This is a genomic window from Rhodococcus sp. AC861 (assembly GCF_979256035.1).
In genome coordinates, this window is the sequence record NZ_CEEDMW010000002.1 from 482096 (window position 1) to 498419 (window position 16324).

The window sequence follows — 16324 nt, forward strand, 5'->3', positions numbered from 1 at the left end:
CACATGATGACAGGGCCGAGCGTGCGGGCAGGGGCGTGGTCGGCCGGGTGGTCCACCGTTCTGGCCGCCGCGGCGCTCGGACCGCTTCTCGGCGCGCTGCTCCCCGGTGGCGGCTACCTCCTGCTGCGCGACGCCGTGTCGACACCTCGCTCGCACCTCACCGAGTCCGCCCTCGGACTGTCCGACTCGGCAGCGCGCGCGGTCCCGCAGGACGCCGCGGTCGCCGCGCTCACCACCGTGATCGACGGAGGCACCCTCGTGGTGGGTGTGCTGTTCCTTGCGCTGGTCGCGGCCGGCCTGGGCGCGGCGACGATGACCTCGCGCCTGCTGGACACCGACGCGACAGGACCCTCGCTGGTGGCCGCGACGGTTGCGGTGTGGAACCCGTACGTCGCCGAGCGCCTGCTGCAGGGTCATTGGAGCCTGCTCGTCGGGTACGCCGCGTTGCCGTGGACCGTCTGTGCAGCGCGTCGTCTGCGTGAGCGGGGCGATCTGCGGGCAGCGGCGCCGCTCGTGCTGTGTCTCGGTGTCGCCGGACTCACCCCCACGGGTGTGCTGATGTGCGCCGCTCTGGCCCTCGTCACGCTGTGCGCTCCCGGCGGCGTGCGCCGCGGGTGGCGAGTGGCCGTCCTCGTCGTATCGACCGTGGTCGTATCGGCGCCGTGGCTGGTCTCCACCGCGCTCTCCGGGGCCGGGGCCGGTTCGGACCCGTCGGGAGTCGCCGCGTTCGCAGCGCGCGCGGAGCCCGGACTGGCCACGATCGGGTCCTTGGCGGGTCTCGGCGGGATCTGGAACGCCGACGCGGTCCCCGCGTCCCGGACCACCCTGTTCGCCGTCGTCGGCACCGCCGTGCTGCTCGGCCTGGCCGCGGCCGGACTCCCCCGACTGCGCCGTACCGCATCGCCCGTGGCCGCGGCGCTCCTGCTCACCGGCGCGGTGTCCGTTGTGTTGATCGCCCTCGCCGCCACGCCGATCGGGCTCGATCTCGGCCGATGGGCCGCGGAGTCGGTCCCCGGTGCCGGGTTGTTCCGCGACTCCCAGAAATGGGTCGCCCTCTGGATGCCCGCACTCGCACTCTGCGCGGGCGCGGCGGTCGACGGCCGACGTCTGGGCGGCGCCGTCGTCGCGGTCGCGGCACTCGTGATCGTCCTCCCCGACCTGGCATGGGGAGTGCACGGCGCGATGCGCCCGGTCCGATATCCGACGGGATGGGCCGAGGTGACCGACCGGGTAGGTACGTCCGACGCGTCGGTCGCCGTCCTGCCGAGCGGCACGTTCCGACGGTTCGACTGGTCCGGGGAAGCGCCTGTACTCGACCCGGCCCCGCGATGGTTGCGCGCCGACGTGCTGCAGACCGGGGATCTGCCGGTGGGGGCTGTCACGGTGCAGGGAGAGAGCACGGTCGCGCGGCGGGTCGGATCACTGCTGCTGCGCGGTGCCCCCGCGTCGGACCTGGCGGATCTCGGCGTCGGATGGATCCTCGTCGAGACGTCGCCCGGCGAACTCGGCGACTCCGCGCGCACTCTCACCGGACTCGACTGTGTCTACGCCGACGACGATCTGGCGCTCTACGCCGTTCCCGACCCCGCGCCCCGGGTGGCGAGTGCGGTGTGGCCGGTCGGAGCGGCGCACGTTCTGTGGGCCCTGGCGATCGTCGCCGCCGGCGCCGTGTCCGTCAGGGAAGTTCGCCGCGACCGGATTCGGTGAGAAGGCCGGTGACCGGACGCCCGCGCGCGTGATCGGTCAACACCGACTCGACGGCCCGCGAACACTGCGCCCACGAGAATTCCCGCGTACGCAGCCGTGCCTTCTCCCCGAGCTGTCGACGCAGATCGCCGTCCTCGAGCAGCGTGCTCACGGCGTCCGTCAGATCGGCGACATCGGTGTCCTGACCGACCCACTCGTCGCCCACCAGCACCCCGGTGACCCCGTCGACGACGGAGTCGGTCAGACCGCGCGAGTGTCGGTAGCCGACCGTCGGCACGCCGTGTTGAGCGGCTTCGACGACGGCCAGTCCCCACCCCTCCTTGCGGGACGGCAGAACGTGGACCCAGCTGCGCGCCAGAATCCGGTGCTTCCGTGTCTCTGACACGTGCCCGTGGAAGGTGACGGCGTCGCCGACACCTCGTGAAGCAGCATGGGCTCGCAGGTTCTCGTCCCACCACCCACCGCCGATCACGTCGAGTCGCAGCTCGGGGAACGATCGGCGCAGCGTCGCCACCACGTCGATGGCGTCCTCGATCTGCTTGTGCGGAACCAGCCGGGACAGGACGGCGAGCGTGGGGACGTCCGCACGTGTCGCCACGTCGCCCGGCACGACGTCCGCCGGGATCTCGTCGACGCCGTTCCGGACGACGGCGACCCTGTCGCGGTCGACGCCCAGGGCGATGAGTTCGTCGGCGGAGGGAAGCGACACGGTCAGGTACTGCGACCGACGGTGGACGCGCGGGGAGAGTCGGGACTCGATCCACCATCCGACCTTCGCCATGACGGGACCTGCCACCGGCCACTGCTCGCGGTGGCAGTGGTGCACCAGGACGGTGACCGGGGCCGAGGTGACGAGCCGGGCGAAGAACGGGATGCCGTTCTGCGTGTCGATCACCGCGTCGGGGCGTAGACCGGCCAGCGGTCCGATCCCGAGGCGACCCAGTGCCAGTGAGGCGAGAGCCCGGGGGTAGACGGTGTACCGGCCGCCGGCGCGGCTGATCCTGATGCCGTGCACGGTCTCGGACGACGGAGCACCGGGGTACGACGCGGTGCGCAGGGTCACGGCGATACCGCGCTCGGCCAGCCCGGCGCCGACGTGTTCGAGATAGCTCTCGCTGCCCCCACCTTGTGGATGGCCACTGTCACGCCAGCAGAGAAGTAGAACCTCTCGCAACTCTGATACCACCCGTCACCCCCGCGACACTGATTCATTCGAACGACCGACACCGAATGGTCCACAGGCCCGTAAAAAACCACTAAGTTCTGTTTTATCTCCAACTAATCCGGTTAACAGTGAGGTTTTGTCGTGACTTCTGGGCTGATCGACGGAAATACCCTCGACGGGGTATCTTCCACGACCCTGTACACCCTTCATAACCGAGCCGCGTTCGCGTCCGGTGCGAAGTCCGTCATCGACGACCCCATGGCAGTGAACATCCACCGGTCGATCGAATACGACTGGTCGAAGTTCGGCAAGCCGGCCGCTGCCGCTGCGCTCCGCGCGCGCACGTTCGACTCCGCCGTACAGGCCTACCTCGCCTCGCGCCCGCATGCGTCCGTGGTCGCGCTGGGAGAGGGACTGCAGACCGCCTACTGGCGCCTGGGCCGCCCGGACAACGACTGGTACTCCGTCGACCTCGAACCCGTCATGAACCTGCGTGCCCGCGTTCTGCCTCACGAGGACAGAATCGTTCCGGTCGCGAAGTCCGCCTTCGACCTGAGCTGGGCCGACGGCATCGATCCCGAACCGGGCGTCTTCGTCTCCGCGGAGGGCCTGTTGATGTACTTCGACGAGCGCATGGCCATCGACCTCATCACGCAGTGCGCCGCGCGCTTCCCCGGTGGTGGCATGATCTTCGACTCCATTCCCGAGTGGTTGTCCCAGCGGACCGTCGCCGGAGTCCACCTGACCGAGCACTACACGATGCCGGCCATGCCGTTCAGTATGTCGTCGCGTCGAGGGGCGTCGCTCGCCGCGGAGATCCCGGCAGTCGTCTCCGCGACCGATGTGCTGTTCCCGACGGGTCCCGGCTGGTGGCGCTTCAACTCCATGCCGACGCTGGCGAACAACCGGCTCATCCGCGACCGACGCACGTCCGTCACGGTTCTCCGTTTCGCCGCCTAGCACCGGCAGGCTCTACAGTCAGCGTCCGTGCCCTCGTCCTCCGTCACCGCTGCACTGGCTCGACGAGCGACGCTGCGGCGTTCGCTGAGGCTCGTCTCGGACTTCCGGTTCGAGCAGAGCGACCCGGCCAGGTTCTACGGCGCCCTCGCCGACGACACGGCGCGGTTGATCGACGAGCTGTGGACCGGGGCCACCGATCGGTCGCTCGCCGGCTGCACCGTGCTCGACGTCGGGGGTGGCCCCGGTTACTTCGCCGATGCGTTCGCCGCGGCCGGCGCGACCTACGTCTCGGTCGAACCCGATGCGTCGGAGATGCATGCCGCGGGTCTCGACGCCCGTGGCTCCGTGCGCGGATCCGGCACAGCCCTCCCCATACGATCCGACAGCGTGGACATCTGCCTGTCCTCCAACGTCGCCGAGCACGTGCGCGAACCGTGGATGATGGCGGACGAGATGCTCCGGGTGACCGCGCCGGGTGGGCTCGTCGTGCTGTCGTACACGATGTGGTGGGGACCCTTCGGGGGTCACGAAACCGGTCCGTGGCACATCTTCGGGGGCGAGCGCGCGGCCCGGCGCTATCGCCGAGTCCACGGCAAGGAACCGAAGAACCGGTTCGGCACATCACTGTTCCCGATCCGCGCCTCGCACGGTTTACGTTGGGCGACAACGACTACCGAGGGAACTCTGCTGGCCGCGTTCCCTCGGTATCACCCACGATGGGCGTGGTGGTGCGTCCGCGTTCCCTGGTTCCGCGAGATCGCCGTCAGCAACCTCGTTCTGGTCCTGCGCCCGCGCTGACGGACCGCCGTTAGGGTGGGAACGATGACGACCTCGACCAGGCCCGTGCTCGCCCTCGACATCGGGGGGACCAAGTTCACCGCCGCCATGGTCGGTCCGGACGGTCGCCCGCAGAACCCCGTCGTGGTGCCGACTCCGACCGAAAACGTCTGGGCCGCATGCGAAGAGCTGCTCCTGCAGGTCGTGTCCGCAGCCGGCGTCGAGTTCGACGACATCGAGGCGGTGGGGATCGCGTCGGCGGGTCCGGTGGATGTCGTGGCCGGGACGGTGGGCCCGATCAACATCGCCGAATGGTACGAGGGGTTCGCTCTCGTCGACGCAGTCCGCTCGGTCCTACCGCACGCCACGGTCACCTTGGCGCTCGACGGTGCGTGCGCCGCGCTGGCCGAACACCGTTTCGGCGCAGCGCAACACGCGGAGAACCTGCTGGGCATGGTGGTGTCCACCGGCATCGGCGGCGGACTGGTCCTGGGCGGGCGCATCGTGTCCGGTCGAAGCGGGAACGCCGGGCACGTCGGTCACATCGTCGTCCCCGGGTCCATCGAACCGTGCACGTGCGGCGGTGTGGGATGCGTCGAGACGGTCGCGAGCGGACCCAATTCGGTCCGGTGGGCGCGGGAGAACGGGTGGACGGGAACCACCGGTATCGAACTGGCGGCCGCCGCTCGTGACGCCGAGCCGGTGGCAGTGGCAGCGCTCCAGCGCGCCGGCGTGGCCATCGGTCAGGCAGTGGCGTCGGCTGCGGCCCTGCTGGACATAGAGACGGCCGTGATCGGTGGGGGCTTCAGCGCGGCGGGTCCCGCGTTGTGGAACCCCATCCGGGAGACGGTGGCACTGCATGCCCGGCTGGACTTCCTGCGCGGCTTCACCGTGGTGCCGGCCGCACTGGGCGCACTGGGAACTCTGACGGGCGCAGCGGCGCTGGTGACAGACGCCTGACGCCCGCCCCCGGGAATCGGGAGCGGGCGTCAGGTAGGGGGGATCTAGGCGTTCAGGCGCTGCTTGAGGGCCTCGAACTCGTCCTTGATGCCGGTGGGGAGCTTCTCGCCGACGAAGTCGAACCACTCCTCGATCAGCGGGATCTCCTTCTTCCACTCGTCGACGTTCACCGCGAGCGCCTCGGCGACGTCCGCGGCCGCCACGTCGAGTCCCTCGATGTCCAGGGCGTCCGCCGTCGGCACGACGCCGACCGGTGTGTCCACGCCGGCAGCCTTGTGCTCGATGCGCTCGACGATCCACTTGAGCACGCGGGAGTTCTCACCGAATCCGGGCCACAGGAAGCGCTTGTCGTCGCCGCGGCGGAACCAGTTGACGTAGAACACCTTCGGGAGCTTCGACTCGTCGGCGTTCTTGCCCAGGTCGATCCAGTGCTGGAAGTAGTCGCCCACGTTGTAGCCGAGGAACGGCAGCATCGCCATCGGGTCGCGTCGGATGTCGCCGACGGTGCCCTCGGCCGCGGCCGTCTGCTCGGAACCGACGGTGGCGCCCATGAAGACGCCGTGCTGCCAGTCGCGCGCCTCGGTCACCAGGGGGACCGTGGTCTTGCGCCGACCACCGAAAAGGATGGCCGAGATGGGCACGCCCTGGGGGTCGTCCCACTCCGGTGCCATCGAGGGGCACTGGGACATGGGAACGCAGTACCGCGAGTTGGGGTGTGCGGCCTTGGTGTCGGACTCCGGCGTCCACTCCTTGCCGGTCCAGTCGATCAGGTGCTGGGGGTCGCCCTCGAGGCCTTCCCACCAGACGTCACCGTCGTCCGTCTGCGCGACGTTGGTGAACACCGCGTTGCCCTGGTCGATGGTGCGCATCGCATTGGGGTTGGAGTCCCAGTTGGTGCCGGGTGCGACACCGAAGAAGCCGAATTCCGGGTTGACGGCGTAGAGGCGACCGTCCTTGCCGAAGCGCATCCAGGCGATGTCGTCGCCCACGGTCTCGGCGCGCCACCCCGGAATGGTGGGCTGGATCATCGCGAGGTTGGTCTTGCCGCACGCGGACGGGAAGGCCGCGGCGATGTAGTACGCCTTGTCCTCGGGGGAGATCAGCTTGAGGATCAGCATGTGCTCGGCCAGCCAGCCCTCGTCGTGGGCCATGGCCGACGCGATGCGCAGCGAGTAGCACTTCTTGCCCAGCAGAGCGTTGCCGCCGTAGCCCGAGCCGTAGCTCCAGATCTCACGATCCTCGGGGAAGTGCGAGATGTACTTGGTGTCGTTGCAGGGCCACGGGACGTCCTGCTGGCCCTCGTCGAGCGGTGCGCCCAGCGAGTGCAGAGCCTTGACGAAGAATCCGTCGTCGCCCAGCTTCTCCAGCACTGCGGCACCCATGCGGGTCATCACGCGCATGGAGACCACGACGTACTCGGAGTCGGTGATCTCGACGCCCAGCTTGGGATCGTCCGCATCGAGCGGGCCCATGCAGAACGGGATCACGTACATCGTGCGGCCTCGCATGCACCCGCGGTACAGCTCGCGCATGGTGCTGCGCATCTCGTCCGGAGCCATCCAGTTGTTGGTGGGGCCGGCGTCGATCTCGCGGTGCGAGCAGATGTAGGTGCGCGACTCGACACGCGCCACGTCCGACGGGTCGGAGTTGCCCAGGAACGAGTTCGGCTTCTTGTCCGCGTTCAAGCGGGTGAAGGTGCCGGCGTCGACGAGCTGGTCGGTGAGGCGGCTCCATTCGGCGTCCGAGCCGTCCGCGAAGACGATGCTGTCGGGCTGAGTCAGCTCCGCTACCTCGCGTACCCAGGCCAGCAAGCCGGCGTGCGTGGTGGGGGGCGTGCCGTCGGTTCCGTTGAGACCCGGAATGGTCGCGGTCATCTTGTCTCCTGGGGGTGCTGCAGGAACCGATCCGTCCGATGCCTGTGGACGAGTCATGTGTTCCAGTGGGCGGGCTCCTCCCGTGACCAGCGATCGACGGATCGCAGGGCCTCGAGTGTCCTGGACCTAGAGGTTAACGCCGTGATCTTCGGCCGGGGCACTCGGGGCATGTCCGGTCTGTCACAAAACCGATTCAGTGACCTGGCCGTAAAGCGCACTATGTCAGGACATTTGGAGTCACGTCGGTCACAACGAGCCGCGTTCCGCCGCCCGCCACGACTCGTCCGCGGGGTCCTCCGAGTCGGACGTGAGCACCCACGCGACATAGTCGCCGTCCGCATCGATCTCGGTCACACGGTCGAGGTGACCGTCCGCGTCCACGTCGGACCAGACCACCGTTCCGGCCCCGCCACCTCCGTGCGTCACGACGGTGTCGAAGATGCCGTCGCCGTCGGTGTCGATGTCCGGAAGGAACATGTCCTCGGACCCGAGCGGTCCGCAGTCGGCCACCCCTGCATCGAACGTCCCCGACCACTCGACCACGCGGCCCCCTTCCGTCATCCGTTCTCGTGCTTCGACGCACGCGGTCGGTCGTCGGTTCCCCGTTCCAGGATCTCGAGGTCTCGTTGGTATGCAGCCGCACGGGACGCGGCACGCGACGACACGTCACGGATCTCGGCGTCGACGTCCGCGAGCGCCGCATCGCGTCGTGCGGCGCGGTCCCGAGCGCGGGACACCGCGAGGTCGGCCGCCGACGCGTCCGCGGCGAGGATCCGGGATGCGATGTCCCGTTCCCACGTGGCGGCAGCATCGGCGACCACCTCGATCGCCCACCGGCGCTGCCGTGCGCGGGAGGACGCCGTCGCCCGTGTCCCTACGACCGCGGCGGCCATGGACACCGCGCCGAGAACGGCGATTGCCGACGCAGGCAGCCCTCCCACCGACATCGCCCAGGCCCCCGCTCGCCCTACACCGGCACCGGCGGACGCGCCGACGATGCCCGCCAGCACGTCTTCCGTCGTCCACCGGCCTCTCGGTGGCGCCGGCTGATCGGTCGACGAGCCGACCGCCGTGGTGACCGTCCTGACCGCACCCCGCCTGCTGAACGCAGCGTCGACCTCGGCGGTCAGCCGCGCGGACGCGGCATCTACCTCCTCCATGACACGAGCCGGGATCTGTCGCAGGTCGGCGCGGCGAGCGGACGCTACGGCCTCCGACACGCGGGCTGCAGTCTCTCGACGATGCACTCCCACCCGGTGAGCCAGCTCGATGCGCAGCTCCCCGCTCGACGTCCGTCCGTCACCGGTGACGGCGTCGACGAGGACGCGGCGGCGGCGTTCGCGCAGCGCCGCGATCTCCGCGGCACCGGTGTCGTTCCGCGCCGCGGCCGCCAGTGCCGACCGGGCCGACGCGACGGCGTCGGCACGCAGCAGTCGGTCGACCTCGACGATGTCGATGCGTCCGACCGCTCGCTCCACCGTCTCGACGAGCGCGGACGGTCCGTCCACCGACGGCACGACGACAGGTGCAGACGCACATCGAGGCGCCAGGGCGGCGACGGCGGACCGTGTCCGTTCTGCCTGCTCGCGGTCTGCCGCCGGCACCACGACGACGATCGGCAGATCCAGCGGGATCGCTCGCATGGACTCGATCAGCGCTCGGCCCACCGGCAGGTCCGGATCGAGGAGAACGATCACGGCTGCCGAAGACGTCACCGGGACGATCGCCCAGCCCGCACCTTCTACTGCACGCCGGACATCCGGCTCGGGCATCCCCGGGGCGGACAGCACTGCGGCCAATCCGGATCCGGCGCGCGGCCGGGACAGTCTGTCCAGAGCGTTCGGGCTCCACCTGCCGATCACACGGCGCATGTCCGCCGGCAGGGTCACGTTCCGTTCCGCACCGTCGACGCGGCAGTGGATCGGAGGAAGGTCTCCACGGCCGGACGCGTGTCCGGACGCGCCGCCGCGACACGTTCGAGGTCACGGAGCAGCGCCGCGTCCCGACGATGACGCGCCCGCTCTCGCGCGTCGACACACCAGTGCCGCACGGCGGTGATGTCGTCGGCGGGCAGCACCGGGCCGTCGACGTCGAGTGACGCGACGTAGGCGCGGGGGTCGTCTTCCAGATCCAGCCGTCCCGCGACGACGAGAGTGTCGCGCCCCACCCGCGACGACAGAGCCCGACGATCGGCCGAGGTGACGGACCTCGCGACTACGTGCACGAGGACGTCCTGGTCGAGGACCGGGTCGGCCGCCCCGGGTGTATCGACGCCGCGCACCTCCTGCACACCGTCGAGCTGCTCCACCAATGCGGACTTTCCGACTCCGGGGCGACCGGACACCCCCGCCGTCATCGGTGATCCCCACGTGGCGACGACGCGCCGAAGCTCTCCGTCGTCGGACCGTCTCGTCAGCTGTTCCACGGCGCTCGCGAGCGCGTCGTTACTGGTCCCCGGCATCCTTCGTCCCCCGATTCGACGATGCGATCCTGCGATTCTCCCATGCACGTCGGGTGTCCCGATGATCCCGAGTCTCGACCTGAAGTCGAGACCCTGCTGTCCCAGAACGAGTCCATGGGAGACAATGGACCCATGACCGACCCTGACGCCGTGGACACAGTGCCCGGTCGAGGCCTGTACGACGGCGCCGCCGAGGGTGGTTCAAGGCTCTATCCGCGAGTCACGAGTTTCCGATCGCGTCGTGGTGCGCTGACCGAACCCCAGCAGTCGTCGTGGGATCGCATGTGGCCCATCATCGGCCGCGACGTGGCCGACGAGCCGCTCGATCCGCAGTCCTGGTTCGGTCGATCGGCTCCGGTGGTTCTCGAGATCGGGTCCGGCACCGGCACCGCCGCGCTGGCGATGGCCGCGCGCGAACCGCAGGTCGATCTGATCGCCGTGGAGGTCTACCGCCCCGGCATCGCGCAGACCGTCCAGGGCATCGAGCGGGACGGACTCACCAACCTCCGCATCCTGCGCGGCGACGCCGCCGACGTGCTGGAGAACATGGTCTCTCCCGCGTCGCTGGCCGGAATCCGTGTGTTCTTCCCGGATCCGTGGCCGAAGGCTCGCCACCACAAGCGCCGCTTCCTCAAGGCGGAGACCTTCGCGCTGATGGCAGACCGTCTCGAGCCCGGCGGGATCCTGCACGTCGCCACCGATCACGCGGACTACGCCGAATGGATAGAAGAGGTCGGCGACGCCGAGCCCGCTCTGACGCGGCTGCCCTTCGATGCCGAACGACGTACCGTCGAGGGGTCCTCCCTGTCCGTGGACCGTCCGGTGACGAAGTTCGAAGGTAAGGCACAGCAGGTCGGACGTCCGACGAACGAATTCGTCTGGATCAGGCCGGGCCGATGAGCACGCGACGAGGAAGCGAGAACACACTCCGATGAGCGTGGACGACCAGAGCCCCACGGGCGCCGTGCTCGACGTGTCCGGTGATTCTCGCCATACCAAGCGCGTTCTGCTGGTGTGGGACGCACCCAACCTCGACATGGGACTCGGCGCCATTCTCGGCGGCCGACCCACCGCCGCGTACCGGCCACGCTTCGATGCGCTGGGCCGATGGCTCCTCGGCCGTACCGCGCAGCTCTCCGTGCACCAGACCGCGACCCTCGAACCCGAGGCGACGGTGTTCACCAATATCGCCCAGGGCAGCGCCGATGTCGTGCGGCCGTGGGTGGAGGCGTTGCGTAACGTGGGTTTCGCGGTCTTCGCGAAACCGAAGATCGACGAGGACAGCGACGTCGATTCCGACATGCTCGATCACATCGAGCTCCGCGCGGCCGATCACGGTCTGGCCGGAGTCGTGGTGGCGTCGGCGGACGGGCAGGCCTTCCGTATCCCTCTCGAAGCGATAGCGGCGACAGGTGTGCCGGTCCAGGTGATCGGGTTCCGGGAGCACGCCAGCTGGGCCGTGTCGTCCGAGACGCTCGAATTCGTCGATCTCGAGGACATCCCCGGGGTGTTCCGCGAGCCGCTGCCTCGTGTCAGCCTCGAGTCCCTGCCCGACGAGGGCGCGTGGCTGCAGCCGTTCCGTCCGCTGTCCGCCCTGCTCGTCGGGCGTCAAGGAGTGTCCTGAGTGTTTGCTCGTTGGGGTGATCTGGTCCACCGATCGCGGTACACCGTGATCGGTGTGATGGTCGCGTTCCTGTTGGGCCTCGCCGCGTACGGCCTCACGCTGAACGACCATCTCAGTCAGAGCGGCTGGGACGATCCGAATTCGGAGTCCGTGCACGCCGCGGTCACTGCCGACGGCACGTTCGGCCGGGACAGCACCGGCGACGTCGTCGCCCTCTACACCGCTCCTGCGGGCTCGACGGTCGACGACCCGACGTTCCAGCAGACGGTCACCGCAGGTCAGGACGCCATGATGGCGGCCCACGCGGACAAGATCTCCAAGATCAACATCAATTACTTCCAGCAGAAACTTCCGGCGCTCGCCTCGCCGGACAAGACCAAGGCCATCGCGACCTTCGCCATCGCCGGAGCGAACGACACCGAACTGACCAACAACTTCCGTGACGTGAAGGACGCGTTCGCGATCGACGGTGTCGACGTGCAGCTCGCGGGGCTCCAGCCCATCGCCAACGCCTTGAACGACACCATGGCCGGCGACATCCACCGCATGGAGATTCTGGCGATTCCGGTCGTCGGCGTGCTGCTGTTCTTCGTGTTCGGCGGCGTCGTGGCGGCCGCGTTGCCGCTGATCATCGGCGGTCTCACCGTCGTCGCGGCCAACGGCATGGTGCGACTGTTCACCAACTTCGTCGAGGTGAACAGCTTCGTCGCACCCGTGGTCTCTCTGATCGGGCTGGGCCTGGCCATCGACTACGCCCTGTTCATCGTCAGCCGGTTCCGAGAAGAGCTGGCCGACGGCCGCACGACCCAGCAGGCCGTGCAGCGCTCCGTCATGACCGCGGGCCGAACGGTCGTCTTCTCCGCGACGATGATCGTCGCGAGTCTGGGCGGCCTGCTGCTCTTCCCTCAGGGATTCCTGAAGTCCGTCGCCTTCGGTGCCATCGCCACCGTCGCGTTGGCAGCCCTGACCGCCATCACCATTCTTCCGGCCATCCTGTCGATCCTCGGCCCGCGCATCGACGCTCTCGGCCTCAAGAGCATGCGCAAGACCAAGACGACCGAGGAGATCGAGTCCGGTCCCTGGGGCAAGCTCACCCGGTGGGTCATGCGCAACCCCCTGAAGGTCTGCGTTCCCATCGTCCTGGGCCTGCTGATCCTCACGCTGCCCGTCGGTGCCATCAAGTTCGGCGGCATCAACGAGACGTACCTTCCGCCGGACAACGGCACCCGCGAGGCGCAGAACGAGTTCGACGCCAACTTCCCGTCGTACCGCACCGAGCCCCTCAAGATCGTGCTCGAGAATGCTGCCGGCCCGCAGCTCGGCGCGATCCTGCGCGAGGCGTCCAACGCTCCCGGCCTGGTCGAGAAGTTCTCCATCGAGCGCAACGAGAACGGCGTGGCCGTCCTCAAGGCCGGGCTGGTCGACCGCAACGTCTCCAACCCCGCGATCGACTACATCCGCTCCATCGACGTTCCCGACGGCGTGACCATGTCGGTGGGCGGCACCCCGGCCATCGAGCAGGACTCGATCGCCGCACTGGTCGACCGACTACCGCTGATGGCGGGGCTCGTGGTCCTGGTGACGACCCTGCTGATGTTCCTCACCTTCGGATCACTTGTCCTGCCGCTCAAGGCCATCCTCATGACGACGCTGGGGCTCGGCGCGACGCTCGGCATCCTGACGTTCATCTTCGTGGACGGAAACGGTGCGGGTCTGCTGAACTTCACGCCGGGCCCGATCATGGCACCCGTCCTCGTGTTGATCATCGCGATCATCTTCGGGTTGTCGACGGACTACGAGGTCTTCCTCCTCTCCCGCATGGTCGAGGCCCGAGCACGCGGCGCCAGTACGTCCGAAGCCATCCGCGTCGGTACCTCGCACACGGGTCGCATCATCACCGCCGCCGCGCTGATCCTGATCGTCGTCACCGGCGCCTTCGCGTTCTCCGAGCTGGTGATGATGAAGTACATCGCCTACGGCATGATCGCCGCCCTGATCATCGACGCGACGCTGATCCGCATGTTCCTCGTGCCGGCAACGATGAAGTTGCTCGGTGACGACTGCTGGTGGGCACCGCAGTGGATGAAGCGCATCCAGCAGAAGCTCGGACTCGGCGAGCCCGTGCTCGACGAGGAGCTCATGCCTGCCGACGTTCCGGAGCTCGTCGCGATCGGGTCCGCGCCGCTGCCTGCGCGCACCCGTGAGCCGCTCACCCAGCCCATTCCGCGGGTCCTGCAGAACGGTCCGTCCGCGGCACGTCCGCCGTCGGAGCGACCACGCCCGTCGAAGTTCGCCCCCGCGCCGGCCTCGCGCGTGCAGAAGCCTGCCGAAGAACCGGTCGCCGAGCCCACGACAGCCATCCCCACTCCCGAACCGACTCGCGCGGCCACCCCGGTGGAGGAACCGCGCACCGTCTCGCGCCCGGAGGAAGCTCGTCCGACGCCGCCTCGGACTGCACCGGAGGAGGCCCCGGCGTCGCCTCGGCCCGGCGTCCCCGCTCCGCGACCCATCGAGTCCTGGCTCGCAGAGCTTCGCTCGCCCTCCGCGACCCAGCGTCCCGACACCTCGCCCGCTCCGGCAGAGGCGTCGTACCGCTACGGGTCCACCAACGGCGACGGCATCGACACCGGACGCTCACGAAACGGCAACGGCCGCAACGGCTCCACAACCAACGGTTCCGCGACCAACGGCTCCGGAACCAACGGGCACGGAACCAACGGTCATGGATCCAACGGTCATGGCTCGAACGGCAACGGTGTGCACACCAGCGCCGAGGTCGACTCGTGGATCGCCGGACTGCGGATGCCGGAGCAGGAGTCTCCCGAACCCGAACAGCCGGTGGACGAGCACATCGACATCGATCCGCGTTCCGACGACGACGAGACACCGCCGGCAGCCTCTACGGGCCGCCGACGGGCTCGGGAATCGGACGAGTCGGGTGGTCGCCACCACGGTCAGTCCGGCGCGATCAGCGTCAGCGAGCTGCTGGCTCGCCAGCGCCATCAGTGACGTCCGTGCCGGCTCGATCGGCGAAGGCTCGCGCGTAGCGAGTGCCGATGCCCAGCAGCAACATTCCCACGACAAGGAATGCTGCGGCGCGGGGTAGTCCGCCGAGCGCGCCGAGGTCGAAGAGGAACAGTTTCGCGACGGCAGCGGCGACCACCGCAAGTCCGATGACGAGGAGCGTGTGGCCGTCGCGGCGGTCGGCCAGACCGCGGACGAGGGCGACGACGGCCACGATCATCCACGAGATGGTGGCGATGCCATGTCCGACGAAGAACCCTGTGTCGGAGCCGATCTCGACACCGGCGACAACGGATGTCGCCGTGATGGCGTAGAGACCCGCGATGCCGAACGACGACGCGGACACGGTTCGGGCGGTCGCGTCGTCGAGAGTCCGCACCGACGCCCACACTCCGGCGACAGCCATCGCGAGTGCGGCGACGGAGCCCGGGATCGACGCCCATCCGCTCGCCGCGGCGGTGCCGGGGTAGGTGAGGGCATCGACGGAAGTGACCTGCGTATGAGCAACCAGCCCGGCGAGCGCGACGAATGCTCCGACACCGGCAGTGACGCGCGATCGCGTCCAGCCGCCGGTGACGAGGGCTGCGACTGCGACCGTCAGCAGCGTCACGGCGTGGATCGACCGCGGTGTCCCGACGAGAACTGCCGAGATACCGGCGACCGCACCCGTCACCGCGAACACGAACCGGACCGGCGACGCGAGGCCGCGCGTGGTGGCAGTGACGGCGAGGAGAACCATTGCGACTGCAGCGCAGGTGATTCCGGCCACGGGTCGTGAGAACAGGGTCGCGGTGGCCAGCGTGGATCCTGCAGTCGCGACGACGGCCGCGACGGACACCGGATCGACGGGACGTCGGGTCAGCGTCGAGTACCAGGCGGCGACGGCCGCTGCGAAGGACACGGCGGCGACGACGAGCAGAGGCGCGAGTTCGGACCCCCTCGCGCCGCCGATGCTCGCCGTCAGCACCGCCAGCAGGATCGCCCCGACGACCGGTACGGTGCGGGCGACCCGCAGCCAGACCCAGTCGAGGCGGGAATCGACGGGTGATGCGGCGATCTGCAGGATAACCAGGAATGCGAGGAGCGCGGACGTGATCCCCGCCGTGGCGACAGGTGCGAGGACGGCGACCCCGACGAGGACCATGACGGCCAGTGGCTGCGACGACCACCGGGTGGCGACACCGATGCCGAGGGATGCCACCGCCAGTCCGGTCACGAGGCCGACGACGGGGTGCACCCATCCGTAGAGCGCTGTGACCGCGGCGATGTCCAGGTAGAGGCCGGCGAAGCCGGTGGCCGCGAGCGCGACGGCACCGACGGTTCCGCCGGGCCGTGCGACGATGCGATGCGCGGCGGCGATCAGGACGGCGGACAGCGTTGCTCCCGCAGCGACGCGAGCTCCGGGGCCGAACCAGCCCGACTGCGCGGCGAGGACGACCAGCATGACGACGCCGATCACGGTGACGCCTGCTCCGGCCGCGGCCAGGAGCCGGCTCACGACGCCGTCGCGCTGCCACCACGGGACGGTGGGCGGGGGCTGGAACCGGGGCTGGGCCTGGGCCTGGGGCTGCGGGCGCATGGGTACAGGCGCCGGTCTGTGCACGACGGGCTGCGGCGCGGGTGCCTGCACGGTGGCCAGTTGCTGCGCGAGGATGCCCAGGTCGTGGCCGACGCGGCCGAGGTGTTGCTGGAGAGCGGCGACCTCGCCGGTCAGGACGTGCACGAGGCGCGGATCGATCGAAGGTGTGGTCATACGTCGATCGTGGTCGGCC

13 protein-coding genes are annotated in these 16324 nt (G+C 69.2%); 7 read left to right on the plus strand and 6 right to left on the minus strand.

The annotated features are described in order from the left end of the window. Window positions 1-3 precede the first annotated feature (3 nt). A complete protein-coding gene (locus AC0IX4_RS07700; RefSeq protein WP_471828596.1) occupies window positions 4-1707 on the plus strand; it encodes an MmpA family trehalose lipid delivery protein in 1704 nt (567 codons plus the stop codon). Here AC0IX4_RS07700 and AC0IX4_RS07705 read toward each other — a convergent pair. Further along, entirely contained in the window at window positions 1676-2881 is a 1206-nt protein-coding gene (locus AC0IX4_RS07705; RefSeq protein WP_042576352.1) for a glycosyltransferase family 4 protein, read from the minus strand. The two genes, AC0IX4_RS07700 and AC0IX4_RS07705, sit on opposite strands and share 32 nt — an antisense overlap. Before the next feature lie 132 nt (window positions 2882-3013). Between AC0IX4_RS07705 and AC0IX4_RS07710 the strand changes: the two genes are divergently transcribed. The 3 genes from AC0IX4_RS07710 to AC0IX4_RS07720 are packed head-to-tail and all read left to right on the plus strand — an operon-like array spanning window position 3014 to window position 5569. After that, entirely contained in the window at window positions 3014-3832 is an 819-nt protein-coding gene (locus AC0IX4_RS07710) for a class I SAM-dependent methyltransferase (RefSeq protein ID WP_471828597.1), read from the plus strand. 27 nt (window positions 3833-3859) lie between these two features. Then, window positions 3860-4630, plus strand: a complete 771-nt coding sequence (locus AC0IX4_RS07715) for a class I SAM-dependent methyltransferase (protein ID WP_471828598.1) — start codon at window positions 3860-3862, stop codon at window positions 4628-4630. 24 nt (window positions 4631-4654) lie between these two features. Next, window positions 4655-5569, plus strand: coding sequence for an ROK family protein (locus tag AC0IX4_RS07720; RefSeq protein ID WP_471828599.1), 915 nt, complete (start codon window positions 4655-4657; stop codon window positions 5567-5569). Window positions 5570-5613: 44 nt separating this feature from the next. Here AC0IX4_RS07720 and AC0IX4_RS07725 read toward each other — a convergent pair whose 3' ends face one another. The 4 genes from AC0IX4_RS07725 to AC0IX4_RS07740 form a co-directional block, all read right to left on the minus strand. Further along, window positions 5614-7443 carry a phosphoenolpyruvate carboxykinase (GTP) gene (locus tag AC0IX4_RS07725; RefSeq protein WP_471828600.1) on the minus strand — a complete coding sequence of 610 codons (1830 nt, stop codon included), beginning with the start codon at window positions 7441-7443 and terminating at the stop codon, window positions 5614-5616. Between the two features lie 246 nt (window positions 7444-7689). After that, a complete protein-coding gene (locus AC0IX4_RS07730; RefSeq protein ID WP_156149006.1) occupies window positions 7690-8004 on the minus strand; it encodes a DUF6802 family protein in 315 nt (104 codons plus the stop codon). Beyond that, a complete protein-coding gene (locus AC0IX4_RS07735; protein WP_471828601.1) occupies window positions 8001-9332 on the minus strand; it encodes a hypothetical protein in 1332 nt (443 codons plus the stop codon). Before AC0IX4_RS07735 ends, AC0IX4_RS07730 begins: the two co-directional genes overlap by 4 nt. Further along, on the minus strand, window positions 9329-9904 hold the full coding sequence (locus tag AC0IX4_RS07740) for a hypothetical protein (protein ID WP_471828602.1): 576 nt from the start codon (window positions 9902-9904) through the stop codon (window positions 9329-9331). The genes AC0IX4_RS07735 and AC0IX4_RS07740 overlap by 4 nt, the downstream gene beginning before the upstream one ends. Before the next feature lie 96 nt (window positions 9905-10000). Here AC0IX4_RS07740 and trmB point away from each other — a divergent pair, with 96 nt between their 5' ends. The 3 genes from trmB to AC0IX4_RS07755 are packed head-to-tail and all read left to right on the plus strand — an operon-like array spanning window position 10001 to window position 14537. Then, window positions 10001-10804, plus strand: coding sequence for a tRNA (guanosine(46)-N7)-methyltransferase TrmB (gene trmB, locus AC0IX4_RS07745; RefSeq protein WP_471828810.1), 804 nt, complete (start codon window positions 10001-10003; stop codon window positions 10802-10804). Between the two features lie 31 nt (window positions 10805-10835). Then, window positions 10836-11528 (plus strand): NYN domain-containing protein, encoded by a 693-nt coding sequence (locus AC0IX4_RS07750; RefSeq protein WP_042576177.1) that lies wholly within the window; start codon window positions 10836-10838, stop codon window positions 11526-11528. Beyond that, entirely contained in the window at window positions 11529-14537 is a 3009-nt protein-coding gene (locus tag AC0IX4_RS07755; RefSeq protein ID WP_197074828.1) for an MMPL family transporter, read from the plus strand. Here AC0IX4_RS07755 and AC0IX4_RS07760 read toward each other — a convergent pair. Further along, on the minus strand, window positions 14503-16305 hold the full coding sequence (locus AC0IX4_RS07760; RefSeq protein WP_471828604.1) for a DUF2339 domain-containing protein: 1803 nt from the start codon (window positions 16303-16305) through the stop codon (window positions 14503-14505). The genes AC0IX4_RS07755 and AC0IX4_RS07760 overlap by 35 nt on opposite strands. Between the last annotated feature and the right edge of the window lie 19 nt (window positions 16306-16324).